We start from the raw sequence: 16,515 nt of genomic DNA, 5'->3' as shown, positions 1-16,515 counted from the left end.
TTACGAGTCTCCTTGATACGGAGGGAGAACTCATGCGAATCGCGGCGAAAGTTGAGCTAAGTGAAGCACAGCGCAAACAGTTAAAGACGTGGGCTACTGGCCGGACGATTCCGGTTCGACTGGCTGAGCGCGCCAAGATGATTTTGCTCGCAGCGCAGGGAAAGACAGACAAAGAGATCGGTGCGGACCTGGCTATCTGGCGAGGCACAGTAGCACGCTGGCGCGCTCGCTTTATAGCTGACGGTGTGACGGGGATCGAGCGGGATGAGACGCGACCCGGGCGCAAGCCGAAGATCTCCGCGCGCAAGGTCAAGACCGTTGTGGCACTGACGACGCAGCAACGTCCGGATAACGCGACGCATTGGAGCACACGCAGCATGGCAGCGGTGGCCGGCATAAGTGAGGCGAGCGTGCGGCGCATCTGGCAGGCGCATGGCCTCAAGCCGCATCGGTTAGAGAGCTTCAAGGTATCGAACGACAAGCACTTTGCCGAGAAACTCGAGGACATCGTCGGGCTGTATCTCGATCCCCCGGAGCACGCCTTGGTCCTGTGCTGCGATGAGAAGTCCCAGATCCAGGCGCTTGATCGGACCCAGCCGGGCTTGCCGCTCAAGCGAGGTCGCGCTCAAACGATGACGCACGATTACAAGCGCCATGGTGTGACGACGCTGTTTGCCGCGATGAACACGCTCGATGGCAGTGTCATTGGCCAGTGCCAGACTAAACATCGTCACCAGGAGTGGCTGAGCTTCTTGCGCAAGATCGATCGCAACACGCCCAAGGACAAGGAGCTGCATTTGATCGCTGACAACTATGCAACCCAGAAGCACCCCGAAGTACAGGCATGGCTTGCCAAGCACCCGCGATTCCACATGCATTTCACGCCCACCAGTGCCTCTTGGCTCAACATGGTCGAACGCTTCTTTCGTGACTTATCAGTGAACCAGTTACGACGTGCGGCGTTCCGCTCGGTACCCGAATTGGTCAGCACAATCGAACAGTACGTGCAGAAGCACAATCGTCATCCGAAACCATTCATCTGGACAGCAAAAGCCTCCGACATCCTCGCGAAAGTCACGCGTGCCAGGGCCAAACTGAATAAGATGCAATCTGTTTGACGCAGACCACTAGAAGTATTGAAGCTGAGAGCGGCGCCGGCAGCAAAAAATCTCATCGACGCTGTGGATGTCATCCGCGACATGAATTCGAATAGTGCCCGCAAGATGCCTCCGAATGCGCCCGTCGCGTTCGTCAAAACTCGATGGAAAGGGTTGGTAATCAACGACGACGGCATCGATCGGCGCTACTACGAGCTTTGCGCGTTATCGGAACTGCGCAACGCTCTGCGCTCCGGCGATATTTGGGTGCAAGGATCTCGGCAGTTCAAGGACTTCGACGAATACTTGATACCTACCGAAAAGTATACCGAACTTAAGTCCGTCGGCAGCTTGCCACTTCCCATCGAAACCGACTGTGACCATTATTTGAATGAGCGACGAGAGCGTCTGGCACAGCAACTCGAAACCGTTAATCGCATGGCGGCTGCAAACGATCTGCCTGACGCGATCATCACGGAATCGGGCTTAAAAATTACGCCCCTGGACGCGCTGGTGCCCAGCCAGGCTCAGGCGCTAATCGACCAAACGTCGATGATGCTGCCGCGCGTGAAGATTACCGAGCTGCTGATGGAAGTCGACGAGTGGACGGACTTCACGCGACACTTTACGCATCTCAAGAGCGGCGAGACCGCCAAGGACAAGACAATGCTGCTGTCTGCCATTCTGGCCGATGGGATAAATCTCGGGTTGACCAAAATGGCGGACTCTTGCCCCGGGGCTACGTATGCGAGGTTGTCGTGGCTACAGGCTTGGCATATCCGCGACGACACATACTCTCAGGGATTGGCGGCATTGGTCAATGCGCAATCGTCGCAAGCGTTCGCGGCTCATTGGGGTGATGGGAGTACGTCGTCCTCAGATGGCCAGCGATTCAAAGTCGGTGGACGCGCTGAAAGTACCGGTCACATCAATCCGAAATACGGGGCCGAGCCTGGAAGGATGTTTTACACACACATCTCCGATCAGTACGCGCCTTTCAATATGAAACTCGTCAACGTTGGCGTGCGAGATTCGACATATGTCCTGGACGGCCTGCTGTATCACGAATCCGATTTGCGGATCGAAGAGCATTACACCGATACGAATGGTTTCACCGATCATGTCTTTGCGCTAATGCATTTCCTCGGATATCGGTTCGCTCCGCGGATCCGGGATCTTGGTGACACGAAGCTTTACGTTCCCGGCAAGTCGAGCGACTATCCCGCACTTGCGGCAATGATCGGCGGCACCATCAATGAAAAATGCATTCGCGAACACTGGGACGAGATTTTGCGTCTTGCTGCATCGATCAAGCAAGGAACCGTGACAGCATCGCTCATGCTGCGAAAGTTGGGTAGCTACCCCCGTCAGAATGGGTTAGCGGTGGCGTTGCGTGAGCTCGGCCGCATCGAGCGGACCTTGTTCATCCTCGACTGGCTACAAAGCATTGAACTTCGCCGGCGCGTGCACGCGGGACTCAACAAAGGCGAAGCACGCAATGCGCTGGCACGTGCCGTATTCTTTTACCGCCTTGGCGAAATCCGAGACCGCAGCTTCGACCAACAGCGATTTCGGGCCAGCGGCTTGAATCTGGTGACCGCGGCTATCGTCTTGTGGAACACGGTCTACCTCGAGCGAACCGTTCAAGCATTGCACGCCAAAGGCATGTTGATCGGCGACGACTTGCTGACATACCTATCGCCACTGGGTTGGGAGCACATCAACCTCGCGGGAGATTACCTATGGTTAAGAAATCAGAAGCCCGAACAGGGGAAATTTAGGCCGCTTCGTCCATCGAGGGAAGCTTAGCGTGCTTTAAATTCCGTTTTCTGAAGCCGCCCCTTGAAGCGCAAGGTCATCAACCCTACCCGCGTGCCAATTGAAGAGAAGGAGAGCTATCGCTGGCTGGAAAACCTGAGGCAATCCACGGCATTACTGGGCGAACCGGAACGCTGCGTACATATCGGCGATCGCGAAAGCGATATTTACGAGCTGTTCTGTGAAGCGCATGAGCTGGGCAACTTCCTGGTGCGCACATGCGTTGACCGCCTGGCTGGCGACGGAGAGCATACAATCGCCGACGAGATGGCCGAGACGAAGATCAGGGGTTTCCATTGTGTCGAGCTTCGCGATTCGAAAGGCTGTCCCGACGAAGCCTTCCTTGCGATTTGGTATCGCCGCATCACGGTACTACCACCTCTCTACAAGCAGCGTCGCTATCCCGAGCTACGTCTGACCGTCATTCATGCTCAGGAAACGACCGCTCCCGCCGGTCGGCCTCCGACGAGTGGAAGTTGATCACTGATCTGTCAATCAAATCTCGTGCGGACGCCATCGAGAAGCTCGACTGGTACGCGATGCGCTGGAAAATTGAGACCTTCCATAAGATTCTGAAGTCGGGGGAGACTGAAGAATCAAAATTGCGTACCGCTGATCGCTTGGCCAATCTCATCTCAGTGTTCTGTATCCTGAGTTGGCGTATCTTCTGGCTGACCATGCTCAACCGGTGCGCCGCCCACGCCCCCGCCCAGTTGGCCCTCACACAAACCGAGGTCGAGCTCCTCGATCGGATCGTCAAGGACACGCCTCGCACTACTCGGGCGCCGCCACCAGCCTCATCAAGCTTGCGCAACTCGGTGGTTACCTTGCACGGGCCAACGACCCGCCGCCCGGCAATACCGTGATGTGGCGCGGCATTCGGCGCCTGATTGACATTCAGCTTGGCTATGAGCTTGCACAGGAACATTGTGGGTAATTGCAAGCTTCGCGGGCTGCTTACCGATCATGGGAGTCAGCCATTCGACTTTTTCACCCGGTAGTCCAACTGTGCACGCGTCAATCCGAGCAGACGGGCCGCCTCTGAAATATTGCCTTTCGCTGCTGAAAGTGCCGCGCGAACAAGAGCGTCGTCCACTTCGCCAAGAGTCGCTTTGTTCATTTTTACTGCTTGCGCCGCCCAGTCGTCCAGCCCATAGGACGGCTCATTCGGTTTTGTGCGCCGATCGACTTGAACATCAGTGCTGATTGAATCGGGAACGAGCGAACCCAAATCGCTTAATCCGAAGGCGCCTTTAGATTCCAGGGCATCGTCACTGCTCAACAAGTGAGATACCTCCAGTGTCCCGAACTCGTCAGCAAGAATTACGCCTCGTTCAAGCACGTTTTCGAGCTCCCTAATATTTCCGGGCCACGCATAGTCCAACATTAGATGGAGCGCCCTACTCGAAATGCCGCGTAGATGTCGACAATGCCGCTGCGAAAATTTCTTTATGAAGTGTTCGATCAACAGTGGAATATCGTCTTTTCTAGCTCTTAACGAGGGGATCAAAATAGGAAAGACGTTGAGCCGATAAAAAAGATCTTCTCGAAAAAGTCCGTTTTTAATCGCGCTTTTGAGATTGTCGTTGGTTGCCGCTATCACCCGTACGTCTACCTGTATCGTCGTCGAGCTGCCGAGGTGCTCAAGCTCTCCAATCTGTAAGACTTTGAGAAGCTTGGCTTGCGCGGTCAAACTCAACGAGCTAATTTCATCCAAAAAAATTGTCCCTTCGTTGGCACTCTCGAACTTGCCAGCTCGCGACGCGAATGCGCCAGTAAAGGCCCCTTTTTCTGCACCAAATAGCTCAGATTCCATTAAGGACTCGGGGATAGCTGCGCAATTGATCTCAACGAAAGGTTTGGTTGCTCGAGAGCTTCTACGGTGGACTTCACGAGCGAACATGCTCTTACCGACGCCACTTTCCCCAGTTAATAAAACTGTTGCTTTTGTAGCCGCGACCCGAAATATCTTATGCAAGACAGCGTTGTAGGCGGCGGACGAACCTATAGGACCTTCTTGGAGTAGCTTGTCGTCAGCATGGCCTGAAAGCGGCGTTTCATCGAGCTTACCAGCAGGCGCGACCTCGTAGGTACTCGTTGCCGCGACACGGCGACTACCTTTTGATTGAGGTGCAAGATACTTTAAGTCCGAGTCGGCATCCTCCCATTCTTCCGCGGGCTTGCCCACGATCCGACACGCGGCGTTGCCCAGTGCGCGGCATTCAATTTCTCGATACAGGATTCGCCTTCCCATGAAGGCGCTTGTATAACCGCATGCGTAACCCGTCTGCATCCAACATGCGGGGTCCGCGCCGATACCGTAGATAGCGACATGAGCCTCGTCTTCCGACGAATCCTTCCAAAGGAATTCGCCGTAGTAATGGCCCGTAGTGCTGTCGATTTCGACCTTGACCGGCTCCACCAGAACAATGCCCTCAAGCGCATGAAGTTGTGGTCCCACCGCAAACGCGTCGAAAGCGCTGTCGTCACCGCGAATTTTACGTGCAAGCGCTGCGTCTCGCGAGCCCGATATATAGCCCATCCGCGTCAACAACCCGCGCGCTGCCTCGGTACCGAGCGCTTCAATGAGTTCCTGCCTCAAAGATCCAAACGCCTCCGTGTGGATCAAAACCATGCGGCGGTCGTCAAGCCAAATACGCCCGTCCATCGGGTTGAAGCGGAGCCTTTCCGCTAAATCGCGGATATTTGGAAAATGCAGATCTGCTACCACGTCAGGGACGAAGAGTGGAATCCCTCTTTCGACCGTGCCACCCGTCTTTTCGTTGTTGTGCTCCATGCCTCCGCCTCAAGAGACGGTCAAACCGCCCCTTCCATTTTTGCGCTCGACTGCGTGTTACGTCCATCCAAGCTCTTCAGTTTGATCCAAGCAGGCGTTGATTCAAATAGGGAGGCGCCCCATACCTCCCTAAACTTCAACCGCAATTTGCTTCGTCAGACGGACTAAGTTGCACCCTCATCGAAAAAGTCGCCGACCAGGCGGTTAAAACGCCGCCCGTGCTCAATTTGCGTCCAATGCCCACAACCACCGAATGCATGAAACTGAGCATGCGGAATCATCTCGAACAACTTCTCAGAGTTCGACAGCGGAATAACCCTATCTTCGCGCCCGTGTACGATAAGGGTTTCGTGAGGTAATGAACGGATATCCTCCTCCCGGCTTGCCATCGCATCCACCCATCGCTGACGCGGTGCAGGAAACATGCTCGAGAACGCCTCTTGAAAGTTCGGACGTATGCTTGCTTCATACCGCAGTCGCGCAAGTTCGTCGTTCACCAGGTTGCGGTCGTAAGCAAACACGTCGAGCAGCCCGCGCATATTTTCAATCGATGGCGTATACCCCCACACTCGATCTAGCCCATCCGTGATGGGAAAGCTTACGCCCACGCTACCCATTAGTACGAGTCTACGCACGCGATCGGGAGCACTGATTGCCATTGCAAGAGCGAGTGCGCCGCCGAAAGAGTTGCCGACGACATGCACTTTGTCGATCTCCAACGCGTCTAACAGTCCGAGAGCATGTTTCACCCAAGTACCCATGTCATAACGGATGCCCGGCGGTCGCTCCGTGTAGCCGAAGCCAACCATGTCCGGAGCAATCACCCGAAATCGTGTCGAAAGATCGGGTATAGTAAGTCGCCAGTTCGCCCACGCAGTAACGCCCGGGCCTGATCCGTGAATCAAGAGGACGGGCACTCCAGAGCCGCAGTCGTGGTAGTTGGTATTAATGCCGTCTGCATTAATATTGTTCGCAATCTCTACTGACTCAGACATAGAACTCCTTTCAGCATACCTATTTGTTAAAAATCGCGCCACAGCTTTCGGACCAAAATTCCCAACAAAAGCTTCTCGACTTATTGCCAAAGATATTCTCATCTGCATTGCTGCGACCTGATCAATCTCAGTCATCGAACTACCGCTCACGGTTTCAGTGCACCGGCATTCTCCATTAAATAAAATTGTAATTAATGACGGTTGATACGCTGCTTAGAGGAACCGAACAGTATCTGCGTAAAATAACTTGCGATCTAAAACCGTCGTTGATAGTTCAGCAGCAAATTCACCTGAGAGTGCGTTACTTTAATCGGAACTGCGGTATTCGGTTGGCTATCGTTAGACACTGTCTTCTGCAATCCTACTGACATTGCAAAAGCGAGAACGTTATCTTTATTAAAGGCATAAGAGACGCCGCCGCTAAGATGCGTCGTGGGTATTGCTGGTGCTATAGTTAAGAGCGTGTTATTTGGTATAGCTTCCTGAGCATATTGGGCACCCCCGCGGAAGGTCCACTTATCGTTATAACGGTATTCTGCACCAAGCGCGAAGACGTTGATATCTCGATAATTTTGGGGAAGCAGTACGTTAAGGTTAGCTCCGGTTCCGTTTTGTACAAAACCAACATTTATGTTTTTGAAGGCATCGGCCCAAAAGACACGCTGATACTCTAGGGAAACCGAAAGCTGGTCGCTGAATTTATGATTAATTCCGATCGACAATTGCGCTGGCATCTGAAAATCTCGGACGACGATGCGGCCGCTCAATGGAATGTTCCCGGCAACTGAACTCACTGCTGTCAGATTGGCGCCGCCAGACAGATCCCCAACATCCGCCTTGAAATTATAAGCAACTCCGAGCCGGGTGTCCGGTGCAATTTGATAGGTCAAGCCCAGCTTGCCTCCGATGCCCCAAGCGCTTGCTCCGCCTCCGACGATGCCACTGTGAGAGAAGTTAAAATAACCGCCAGATAGTCCGGGTACGCCCAATAGTGTCGGAACCAGCGATCCGTTAATTCGACCCTGGGACGCGAGATTGCCAATCTGCGACGTGTCGAGCAGTAGTCCCAAATTTAGTGACGTCCATACCGCTTCAACCGAGCCGCCCAGCGTCAATTTATCAGTGACTTTATAAGCGATTGAAAAAGGAATACGAAGCACTAGCAATCTCGAGAAATTATCGAGTCCCGTATCAATATCGTTGGTTGTGGTTCGCGAGAGAAAACTACTTCCACCGAATTGAGTACCCAGGCCCCCTCCGGCAAACGCGCCAATTCCAAATGCGTAGTCTTTGTGGCGGTAGACGTACGCTAATTCAGGAGCAAAGTACGGACCATTGTTGTTTCCATGATTTTTGGATAAAACAGATTCGCCCGTGTTTTTATCGATAGCTCTGATATCCGGGTTAATTACGTCAGCACCCAGTTCAAAATAACTTCCTTCTTCCATCAAACCCAGAGTTGCGGGGTTTTCCATCATTGCTGCCGTTCCCACATTGTAGGCGACCCCGGTGCCCCCCATCGCACGGGAGATCGGACCATAGCCTTCGAGATTAAAAACGTCAGTCGCGTTGGCATTAGTCATCGTCGATAACGCGACCGACAGTCCCATCAAGCCCCTTACAGCCGCAAAAACGTTGTTGCTTTTCATCTTTGTCTCCTGTCGGATTTTTTTGTGTGTCGAGCGCTCGGCAGTCTAATCACTCTGCGTTGGACTACTTCACGGTCGAATCAGAACTTTCGATACGCCGTCCTTCTTCTCATCAAACAAAGAGAACGCCTTATCTACTGACGTCAGCTCGAAAGTATGGGAAAAATACGCAGCGGGAGTGATCACGCCTTGTTCGATCATGCGCATGGCCTCCCACATGTATGGCCGAACACTAGCAAATCCGTTCATGTGCAGGCTAATGTTGCGCAAGAACACATCGGCCAGATTAAGGTTGAATGTAGCGTCGCAGAAAACGCCTATAGCGGCTACGGTGCCCCCGGGTCGGACCAAATCAAGACACATCTGAAACGTCTCCGGGTAGCCGACAACCTCGATCACCTTATCGAAGCCGCGACCTCCGGTTTCGCTAAGCGCCATTTGCTTCCAGTCAACGTGGTTTACATCGATAGCGACCGCACCCTTCTGCCTCGCTCCTTCGAGGCGTTCGGTCACTTTGTCCAAAACAACCACCCGGCCAGGCCCTCTTTGCAAAGCGATGTCTAGCGTCATCATCCCCGTGGGGCCGCAACCGATGAGCGCGACCTTCTCACCGACCTGAATGTCGGCTAAGCGATTCGCTATTATTGCGGATGGCAGATTGCACGAAAGCGTAATGGCTGCTTCGTCGGACACGCTCAGCGGTATTTTCATTGCATGGCCATCCGCGTGAGGGATTACCAAGGCTTCCGCATGTGTGCCGTTCATATCGCCAAAGGGCAGCCCGAAACCATAGACAGCATTCTTGGTCGTCTCACAGTGCGCGGTCTGGCCGACCTCACACATGTAGCAGTGACCGCAGGAGACTGAGTAACCCATGCTAACTCGATCGCCCGGAGTAAATCTCCCGACTCCTTTTCCGACTTGTATCACCTCGCCGATGAGTTCATGGCCGGTCTGCGAATGCCCCCTTTCCATTATTGCGTCCAGAGCACCTCTATAAAGATGCAAATCTGACCCACAAATCGAAGTAGCCTTTACCTTGACCAATATTTCATGATGAGCGCGTATGGCCGCGTCAGGAACATTTGTGCAACGGATGTCCTTAGGGCCGAAGTAGACTGATGCCTTCATTTTGTACTCCGTACTTTTGCTAACTCGAACAGTTCTATAACCCGTGCACCAAACTGAACTGTCACCGAAATCACAGACAGCATGACGTGCCTCTGACACTGCAGCTTTGTTGGAGATTTTCTTCGCTGCGTGCCTCTTATCTGTCACTTCTCCGAGGTCGCGGTCCTCACCCCACCTATTAGAAAAACCGATCGAAATGGATCTGATCGAACGGAACCTTGTAGCCCACCATCAACATCTCTTGCAAAGTCTGTGTCATAGGCGGCGGTCCAGCGAAGTAAAATTCGAACTCACGCAAAGACTCTTCAAAAACCCGTTGAACTGCGTCGTGAACATAGCCCGTCTCACCGCTCCACTGTGAACCAGGAATCTCATTTGGCAAGGACACCACAGGATAAAAATGAATCTGCTCGTCGTATCCCTTTAGTTCACTCAGAAACGACGTCCCACAGATGTCTGCCGGTGTTCTTCCACCGTAGAAAAAATGAAGACGACGGGTATCGAGCATGCCCAATTGCGAGGCTGCGCGAGCTATTGAAACCATCGGTGCCAAACCTGAACCACCCGCTACGCAAACGATATCGCGCTTAACCTCCGTTCGAAGGAACGCGACACCATATCCACCGTCGATCTCCACCTCATCGCCCGCATGAAGATGATGAAAAAGGCGTTCGGTGGCTCGCCCATGGGGTACGCGTCGAATCTGGAATTGCCACTCGCCCAGTTCATTGCCAATGTTCGACATCGAATAAGCTCGAGGCTCAGTGACCCCCGGGATTGAAAGCATCGCATATTGGCCAGCAAGGAACGCCGCCTTGTCTTCCGTGACAAACCTGAATTCCCGGATATCGTGCGTTACGTCATGCGACTCGACGAAACGAGCCGACCTTCGCTTAGGGGGTTGTATCGGCTCATAAGCCGGATCGGTTCGGATCTTGATCCCCAAAGCGCTCTTCGCCCGGCACTGACAAGCCAACAAACGACCTTTACGCCGATCACGTTCCGTCAGACCAGGTGCTTCAGGCCAGATGCTCTCGACATCGCCCGTTACGAGCTCAAACTTACAACTCCCGCATCCACCAGAGTTGCACTCATACGGGAAGCCAATGCCGGAGCGCAGGGCTGCCCGTAGAATGGTGTCGTTCCCGCTTTGAAGAAAGACACGATCTTCGCCATGGACCGATATTTTATGTTGAGACATTTTTTAAGCTCCTTTTGCTGCTCTTGGAGTGCTCATCGGGAGCACGAATACGTCCCCTCCAAGAGCGCTCGCAGATTGCGATCAGTTGCATGTCCCTTCATAAGCCGAGAGAGTTTCGGAACTCCCGCGTCGCGAGTCTCGCTGATGCGGACGCGTCCGGTACATCCGAGAGCGCCGTGCAATAGGCGTTGATCGCAGAGTCGGCGAGCGGTTCCCATTTCAGAACCCATCTTTTAATCACGTCTGCGTTGCCGGCCCTTTCCACCGCCATTTTGACCAGCGCTGCGGCCCAGCGCCGATGCCGCGCGGCATCAACAAGCTGCGCATCGTTTAGCAATCCGACCAACGTGTCGCCGTTGTGTCGACCTGACTCACCCAACTTGCGCAAAACCGCTTCCTCAACGGCCGGCTTCGCCACCAGACTAAATGCAACAAATGCCTCGGCCCAATCCCAGGTTACGAGGACCTTTTCCATTAGCTCGCGAAACCCCTGCCAGGCCGGATCAGTCTCCCAGTACTGGCGCTCGTCTGTGCCAAAGCCCTTGTCGTCGAATGCTAAGGACAACTCTTTGGTGCGGTAGGCCGTATGACTCAACCACCGGAAAGAATCAGCCATCTGAAAGTAATTACAGTTCGTGATCGTGCTTGCAGGAGCCATCTGTCCCACGTAAGCAGACGCCATCTGGAGCGTATGGAATAAGTAGCGAGCCGGGGTGTACAGGCGCGCAAGTTTTCCTGCCCAACGCGGATCCAGAGCCTTGTCATGTTCACGGGCATTGAATTGGTCAAATAGCCCGTACACGTACGCCTCCTGCCCATCCTGCATTAGGTTGTAGGTGCGATAGATGACCTGATCCGGGTCGCGGAAGGCGTTCCAGTCATCGTGTTTGAGTGGGCTATTCAGCGTGTTCTGCTTGTACCAACGATTCATCCACATATCGGGATCAAGCTCGTAAGGAGCATTCGGATCCCGGTCTGTGAAGTGCAAATTGGTCGATACGATTTCGTATTCGCTGGGTTTGCGCCGCCGCTCTGCAAGATGGCTCCACGTCTTGAGTGGCTTTAATACTTGAACTTCTGACATACTTGTCTCCTTAACTCAGAATTCTTTGTTCGCCGATCAGTTTCAATCGTCGGTCAGACCGTCGTTTTAAAATAAAATCGAATCTGCTCGGGCAAGGTTTCGATGCGGCCCGCAAACGAACTGAGCTCCACCTCAAGATCCGGAATCTTGAACGGACGCCCCAAAGCGCGTTCAATCGTTTCCCGGCGCAATATCAATTCACCCTCGGTGTCGATGCGCAGGTATGCCCGCTTATCGTCTACGCGAATTTCCTTCCCCGGATTGTCCTCGAGCGCAGCCTCAACGACGGCATCAGCGAGTTCTCCAGCGCGCATGATCGGACCTACCCGATTGTTGAGGTGGGCCGATGCTATATCGTTTGTAGTCACAAACTTCTCCTTGGGTTTAAATGGCGGCCGGAGCGCTGCTTATGTATGTGCGAACAACGGCTTCACGCCGTCTGTTTCTACGAAAACCGCCTCGCCTTCAATTCTAACTAGATACTGGGCGAGCGCGCAGTCCGACGGGTTAATACCTTTTCCAGAGCAGGCATCGAACTGCCAAAGATGCGCCCTGCAGATCACTGTCTTACCGTCGAATTTGCCTTCAATCAGCGGAATGTCCTGGTGTGGGCAAATACCTTGGAAAGCCTTCAGGTCGCCGCCCTCCGGCCAAACCATCAGAACTTCCTGCCCATCAACCTCGAACGACTCCATTTCGCCCTCCCAAAGATCGTCAAGAGAGCACACTTTCTTAAATGTCATGAACTTCTTTCCTATTGGTGAAAAGGTTCGAGCACATCAACCGTCGAATGCCTGGTTACGGCTGCGAGGGTTCCCAAATAATTTCTACACACTCGGTGGGCTTGAGGCCCGCATCCTCCACTTTCATCGCTCGGGGCAGAAACTCCTTGCTACCCTGTCTGCGCACGCGAAGGATATGCCCGGGGCGAGCTTTCACGCGCCGTCCGACTGAGTGATGCGCGGCGGCACTCGCCACTTCGTCCATCGTGTTCTCGGTATCGACCGGCAATAGTTGAAGCACGAAGTCGCCTTCGAAATTGGAGCTTAAGGGAAACAAAGCCATTATGTTGTCCTCCATTTAGTTGGTGATTGCGCCGGTGGTCATACCGCCACCGGCCTGTCAGGCAGCAGCGCTCAACTCGCCTTCTTCATGCGCATCTGCTTGTAGATGTCGACCCACGAGTAGCCGTGGGCATCATCACCGATTTCGCCAGGCGCGAGGCCCATGTAAGCCAGAGCCCCACCCAAGTCCATAGGCTGTACCAAGCCAGCGAGGAAACGGTCCACCAAAGTCATGTGACCCGCATAACGCTCCGGCTCCTGCTCGAAGCACCAACGATCCGGCTCCGAACCGAAGTGATACAGTCGCCCCTTGTATTCGAGCGGGTAGTCCTGCACTGCCCAGCCGTTGCCAGGCGTGTAATTGATCGGCAGGTTGCACATGTTGCACACAATCGGCAGCGTCTCCGGGTACGTTTGCGCCATGTTTCCATCGACCAGGTTGTCGATGATCACATCCCAGCACTGGCCCCAGGTGTCGTTCCAGCCGGGATATTTCTCTTCCAGCCAATCGCGTTCCGCCGGCGTGACGCCAGCAGCGGGGTTCCACCAGACGGTGGGACGCCAATACCAGACGCCGAGATGCATGCCGTGATGCTGTTGGTCCAGCTGCCGCAGGAACGTATCCCAATACCATGGCTTGTCGAGCCCAAGATCGCCCAGTGCGCGTTCGAACTGCGTGACGATCCACTCCTGCATAAACTCCTTGAACGACTGCTTGCGGTGCTCAAGTGGAGTGTAGTAGTCCATCACAGGACCAGTCAGCACCGAAAACAGCCTCCACGCGCGCCAGAAAGCAATGTCAACCTTTTTCTGGGCCTCGGCTTTCTTGCCGTTTGCGATCAGTATCTCAAGCGTTGGACCGCCGATCTGTGCATGGCGCGACTCGTCGGTCTGCACACTCGATATCAGACTGGCGAAAGTGTGATCCCCAGCCTCCGCCGCGTCGGCCGCCAGTCCCAGAAATTGCATGTTGGTGAAACCGGTTTCGAAGCTGAAAGTCAGCATGATGCCGACACTGATCGCGTCGCGCGTCATCATGATGTCATCGAAGAAATGACGTGCCGCAATGGCGGCCCACTCGTTCGTATGGAAGGCCTTGGCAGCCCAGTCGAACTGACGGTCTTTCGAGACATGCTCGTGAGGAAAATACAACTGGATCTGGCCGTGACGGATTTCATCCAGACTACCCATCGTTGCCATATTGCGCATGCCCGGCGCCTTGGAGAAACGCATCATCCTTGCCTCTGCGCTCGCGGCTGCGTACTCGGCGAGAGCGATCGCGCCATAGTGCTGCTTCATCACCGTGAGCCAACCCGGATCTGCTTTTTCATAGATTTGACTGCGCTCGAGCGCGGCTTTTACTGAGTAGGCGCCGGAGTCCTTCTCGCGTTGAATTTTCACGTATTCCGGGTAGGTCTGCTTATAGGGCTCGTCATAGACTTCCCACTTTTCCATGGGAATGTCATACCCTCCGCTCAACTCAGGCGGAAATAGTTCGCTCTCTGTGACATATCTCGGCGACCAGTTGGTCGTCCTGGCAAGGTCGTACCAGTCCATCCGGTTGAGTAAAGCCATTTTTTCGTCTCCTAGATTTCGCAGGCCATCGCGGCCTTAACGCACGACAAGAAAAACTTCTAACGTCCGCGCTTGAGCGCACTTTGTCCTGCAATGCCGAAGTGCTGTTTCGGCATCTCGGTGATGATGACTCGAATGGACTCGATCGGCGCATCAATGGCGCGGTGAATCGCATCGGTGACTTCGACGATCAACCGCTCCTTCTTCTCGTCATCACGCCCTTCGATGATGTACAGCTGTGCTATTGGCATCACTATCCCCGTTAGATAAAACGCAAACCCGTACTGCCCATGCCCTGAACCCGAAGAGATATAGCATCTCCCGCTTGCACGGCGATGGCCTCAGTGATACCACCGGAAAGAATGATGCTGCCGGCCGGAATTTCCTCACCACGCTCGCTTAGGTGATTGGCCAGCATCGCAATCGCTGCAGCGGGATGCCCTAGTACCGCGGCGCCCGCCCCAAACGCGACCGCTTCACCGTTTTTTTCCAACACAATCCCGACCGTGCGCAAATCGAGATGGGATGCAGATACCGGTTGGCCACCGATCACAAAGCGAGCGGCCGATGTGTTGTCCGCCACCACACTCTTAAGATCAAACTTAAAATCGCGGTATCGCGAATCGATGACCTCGATGCCAGGCATGACGAAATCGATCGCCGCAAACACTGCCCCGATGTGGCATCCTGGGCCTCGTAGCACAGTCTTCGTAAAAAACGCGATTTCCGGTTCCACCTTCGGGTGAATCAAGGCTTTGACGTCACACGTACCGCCGTCGGGTATCGCGAAGTAGTCGGCCAGAAACCCGAAAACAGGGTTCTGAACGCCCATCTGCTTCATCTTGGCGTGCGACGTCAGTCCCGCCTTCAGTCCGATGATTTTGCTGCCGCGCGCGACTTTGCGGCGCCGGATTTCATCCTGGATCGCGTAAGCATCTTCCCAGTCCATCTCCGGATGTTCTTCGGTGATCTTGAGCGTATCTTCCGCCTGCAGCTCGCAGTTCTCGAGACGCTCGGCGAGAAGAGCAACCGTTGTGGCATCAAGCTTCATGCGGCCACCTTTGTCTGTTGGACGCGCGCCTTGGCCAACGTCATTGCGGTGTCCTCGATCATGTCCTCCTGGCCACCGACCATGCCACGCCGACCCAGCTCCACGAGGATGTCGCGAGCCGGTACGCCATACTTTTGCGAAGCACGTTTAGCAAACAACAGGAACGAGCCGTACACGCCCGCGTACCCTAACGTAAGCGAATCTCGGTCAATGCGAATGGGGAAGTCCATGATCGGGACCACCAGTTCTTCGGCCACGTCCTGGATGGCCCATACATCCACCCCAGTCTGAATTCCCATCCGGTCGCATACAGCCACCAATACTTCCATCGGTGTGTTGCCTGCCCCGGCACCAAGCCCCGCGGAGGCGGCGTCAATGCGAATGGCCCCCGACTCGACGGCCGCAACGGAGTTAGCAACTCCCATCGCGAGATTATGGTGCCCATGAAAGCCGAGTTCCGTCTCGGGCTTGAGTGCCTCACGCACGGCGCCGAGCCGAGCCCTGACATCGTCGGGCAGCATATATCCGGCCGAATCGGTGATATAGACACAGTTCGCGCCGTACGACTCCATCAGCTTTGCCTGCTTAACCAACCCCTGCGGGCTGTTCATATGCGCCATCATGAGGAACCCTACGGTGTCCATCTCAAGGCTGCGCGCAAGACTAATGTGCTGCTCCGATACGTCCGCCTCGGTGCAGTGAGTCGCCACCCGGATCGTGTGAACGCCGAGATCCTTGGCCATCCTCAAATGATCGACGGTACCGATGCCCGGTATCAGCAGGGCCGACACCTTAGCCTGTTTCATCAGTGGGATGACAGTACCGAGGTATTCCTCGTCGCTATGAGCAGGAAATCCATAGTTAACCGACGAACCGCCGAGACCATCGCCATGCGTGACCTCAATGAGCGGAATGCCAGCTGCATCCAATCCGCAGGCTATCCCCTTCATCTGCTCCAGCGTCATCTGATGACGCTTCGGATGCATGCCGTCACGCAAAGTCATGTCGTGGACGGTAATCTTCTTGCCTTGCAAGTTCATGGTGTTCTCCTTG

At 54.4% G+C, this 16,515-nt stretch carries 16 protein-coding genes and 1 pseudogene; 4 read left to right on the top strand and 13 right to left on the bottom strand.

Annotation, left to right across the window (positions count from 1 at the left end; all coding sequences use genetic code 11):
* Nucleotides 1–32 precede the first annotated feature (32 nt).
* The 4 genes and pseudogenes from AWB69_RS13470 (at nucleotide 33) to AWB69_RS48655 (ending at nucleotide 3,781) form a co-directional block, all read left to right on the top strand.
* On the top strand, nucleotides 33–1,118 hold the full coding sequence (locus AWB69_RS13470; RefSeq protein ID WP_062085401.1) for an IS630-like element ISBmu8 family transposase: 1,086 nt from the start codon (nucleotides 33–35) through the stop codon (nucleotides 1,116–1,118).
* A gap of 9 nt (nucleotides 1,119–1,127) precedes the next feature.
* A pseudogene (locus AWB69_RS13465) lies at nucleotides 1,128–2,906 on the top strand (Tn3 family transposase); the annotation flags it as partial.
* A 33-nt stretch (nucleotides 2,907–2,939) separates the two neighbouring features.
* Nucleotides 2,940–3,395: a hypothetical protein gene (locus tag AWB69_RS48660; protein ID WP_062085400.1), complete on the top strand. Its 456-nt coding sequence runs from the start codon at nucleotides 2,940–2,942 to the stop codon at nucleotides 3,393–3,395.
* Nucleotides 3,392–3,781 (top strand): hypothetical protein, encoded by a 390-nt coding sequence (locus AWB69_RS48655; protein WP_197500226.1) that lies wholly within the window; start codon nucleotides 3,392–3,394, stop codon nucleotides 3,779–3,781. The genes AWB69_RS48660 and AWB69_RS48655 overlap by 4 nt, the downstream gene beginning before the upstream one ends.
* A gap of 107 nt (nucleotides 3,782–3,888) precedes the next feature.
* Here AWB69_RS48655 and AWB69_RS13455 read toward each other — a convergent pair whose 3' ends face one another.
* The 13 genes from AWB69_RS13455 to dmpG all read right to left on the bottom strand — a co-directional run bounded on the left by AWB69_RS13455 (nucleotide 3,889) and on the right by dmpG (nucleotide 16,502).
* The gene (locus AWB69_RS13455; protein ID WP_075643908.1) at nucleotides 3,889–5,712 is read right to left on the bottom strand and encodes a sigma-54-dependent Fis family transcriptional regulator; all 1,824 of its coding nucleotides are present in this window, start codon (nucleotides 5,710–5,712) and stop codon (nucleotides 3,889–3,891) included.
* A gap of 164 nt (nucleotides 5,713–5,876) precedes the next feature.
* A complete protein-coding gene (locus tag AWB69_RS13450) occupies nucleotides 5,877–6,707 on the bottom strand; it encodes an alpha/beta fold hydrolase (RefSeq protein WP_062085399.1) in 831 nt (276 codons plus the stop codon).
* Between the two features lie 254 nt (nucleotides 6,708–6,961).
* Nucleotides 6,962–8,356, bottom strand: coding sequence for an OmpP1/FadL family transporter (locus AWB69_RS13445; RefSeq protein ID WP_062085367.1), 1,395 nt, complete (start codon nucleotides 8,354–8,356; stop codon nucleotides 6,962–6,964).
* 69 nt (nucleotides 8,357–8,425) lie between these two features.
* Nucleotides 8,426–9,487: an alcohol dehydrogenase gene (locus AWB69_RS13440; RefSeq protein ID WP_062085398.1), complete on the bottom strand. Its 1,062-nt coding sequence runs from the start codon at nucleotides 9,485–9,487 to the stop codon at nucleotides 8,426–8,428.
* A gap of 178 nt (nucleotides 9,488–9,665) precedes the next feature.
* The gene (locus AWB69_RS13435; RefSeq protein WP_062085397.1) at nucleotides 9,666–10,688 is read right to left on the bottom strand and encodes a 2Fe-2S iron-sulfur cluster-binding protein; all 1,023 of its coding nucleotides are present in this window, start codon (nucleotides 10,686–10,688) and stop codon (nucleotides 9,666–9,668) included.
* 97 nt (nucleotides 10,689–10,785) lie between these two features.
* Nucleotides 10,786–11,772: an aromatic/alkene monooxygenase hydroxylase subunit beta gene (locus AWB69_RS13430; protein ID WP_062085396.1), complete on the bottom strand. Its 987-nt coding sequence runs from the start codon at nucleotides 11,770–11,772 to the stop codon at nucleotides 10,786–10,788.
* 53 nt (nucleotides 11,773–11,825) lie between these two features.
* On the bottom strand, nucleotides 11,826–12,140 hold the full coding sequence (locus AWB69_RS13425; protein WP_062085395.1) for an MmoB/DmpM family protein: 315 nt from the start codon (nucleotides 12,138–12,140) through the stop codon (nucleotides 11,826–11,828).
* A gap of 39 nt (nucleotides 12,141–12,179) precedes the next feature.
* Complete coding sequence (locus AWB69_RS13420; protein WP_062085394.1) at nucleotides 12,180–12,515, bottom strand: Rieske 2Fe-2S domain-containing protein; 336 nt, start codon at nucleotides 12,513–12,515, stop codon at nucleotides 12,180–12,182.
* A 55-nt stretch (nucleotides 12,516–12,570) separates the two neighbouring features.
* Complete coding sequence (locus AWB69_RS13415) at nucleotides 12,571–12,837, bottom strand: toluene-4-monooxygenase system B family protein (protein WP_062085393.1); 267 nt, start codon at nucleotides 12,835–12,837, stop codon at nucleotides 12,571–12,573.
* A gap of 71 nt (nucleotides 12,838–12,908) precedes the next feature.
* Nucleotides 12,909–14,411 (bottom strand): aromatic/alkene/methane monooxygenase hydroxylase/oxygenase subunit alpha, encoded by a 1,503-nt coding sequence (locus AWB69_RS13410; RefSeq protein ID WP_062085392.1) that lies wholly within the window; start codon nucleotides 14,409–14,411, stop codon nucleotides 12,909–12,911.
* Between the two features lie 59 nt (nucleotides 14,412–14,470).
* Nucleotides 14,471–14,662: a 2-hydroxymuconate tautomerase gene (locus tag AWB69_RS13405; RefSeq protein ID WP_062085391.1), complete on the bottom strand. Its 192-nt coding sequence runs from the start codon at nucleotides 14,660–14,662 to the stop codon at nucleotides 14,471–14,473.
* Nucleotides 14,663–14,673: 11 nt separating this feature from the next.
* On the bottom strand, nucleotides 14,674–15,462 hold the full coding sequence (dmpH, locus tag AWB69_RS13400; RefSeq protein ID WP_062085390.1) for a 2-oxo-3-hexenedioate decarboxylase: 789 nt from the start codon (nucleotides 15,460–15,462) through the stop codon (nucleotides 14,674–14,676).
* Nucleotides 15,459–16,502: a 4-hydroxy-2-oxovalerate aldolase gene (gene dmpG, locus AWB69_RS13395; RefSeq protein WP_062085389.1), complete on the bottom strand. Its 1,044-nt coding sequence runs from the start codon at nucleotides 16,500–16,502 to the stop codon at nucleotides 15,459–15,461. The genes dmpH and dmpG overlap by 4 nt, the downstream gene beginning before the upstream one ends.
* Nucleotides 16,503–16,515 lie beyond the last annotated feature (13 nt).

Origin of the sequence: Caballeronia udeis (genome assembly GCF_001544555.2) — a bacterium.
In the GTDB taxonomy this organism is placed as follows: Bacteria; Pseudomonadota; Gammaproteobacteria; order Burkholderiales; family Burkholderiaceae; genus Caballeronia; species Caballeronia udeis.
The sequence above is the reverse complement of the archived record's forward strand: the minus strand, read 5'-3'. Positions and strand labels throughout refer to the sequence as shown.

Excerpts from the sequence above, each read along its gene's own strand:
- AWB69_RS13450 (WP_062085399.1), bottom strand. The coding sequence starts at position 6,707 with ATGTCTGAGTCAGTAGAGATTGCGAACAATATTAATGCAGACGGCATT.
- AWB69_RS13420 (WP_062085394.1), bottom strand. The coding sequence starts at position 12,515 with ATGACATTTAAGAAAGTGTGCTCTCTTGACGATCTTTGGGAGGGCGAA.
- dmpG (WP_062085389.1), bottom strand. The coding sequence starts at position 16,502 with ATGAACTTGCAAGGCAAGAAGATTACCGTCCACGACATGACTTTGCGT.
- AWB69_RS13440 (WP_062085398.1), bottom strand. The coding sequence starts at position 9,487 with ATGAAGGCATCAGTCTACTTCGGCCCTAAGGACATCCGTTGCACAAAT.
- dmpH (WP_062085390.1), bottom strand. The coding sequence starts at position 15,462 with ATGAAGCTTGATGCCACAACGGTTGCTCTTCTCGCCGAGCGTCTCGAG.
- AWB69_RS13415 (WP_062085393.1), bottom strand. The coding sequence starts at position 12,837 with ATGGCTTTGTTTCCCTTAAGCTCCAATTTCGAAGGCGACTTCGTGCTT.
- AWB69_RS13470 (WP_062085401.1), top strand. The coding sequence starts at position 33 with ATGCGAATCGCGGCGAAAGTTGAGCTAAGTGAAGCACAGCGCAAACAG.
- AWB69_RS13435 (WP_062085397.1), bottom strand. The coding sequence starts at position 10,688 with ATGTCTCAACATAAAATATCGGTCCATGGCGAAGATCGTGTCTTTCTT.
- AWB69_RS13430 (WP_062085396.1), bottom strand. The coding sequence starts at position 11,772 with ATGTCAGAAGTTCAAGTATTAAAGCCACTCAAGACGTGGAGCCATCTT.
- AWB69_RS13445 (WP_062085367.1), bottom strand. The coding sequence starts at position 8,356 with ATGAAAAGCAACAACGTTTTTGCGGCTGTAAGGGGCTTGATGGGACTG.
- AWB69_RS13410 (WP_062085392.1), bottom strand. The coding sequence starts at position 14,411 with ATGGCTTTACTCAACCGGATGGACTGGTACGACCTTGCCAGGACGACC.
- AWB69_RS13405 (WP_062085391.1), bottom strand. The coding sequence starts at position 14,662 with ATGCCAATAGCACAGCTGTACATCATCGAAGGGCGTGATGACGAGAAG.
- AWB69_RS13455 (WP_075643908.1), bottom strand. The coding sequence starts at position 5,712 with ATGGAGCACAACAACGAAAAGACGGGTGGCACGGTCGAAAGAGGGATT.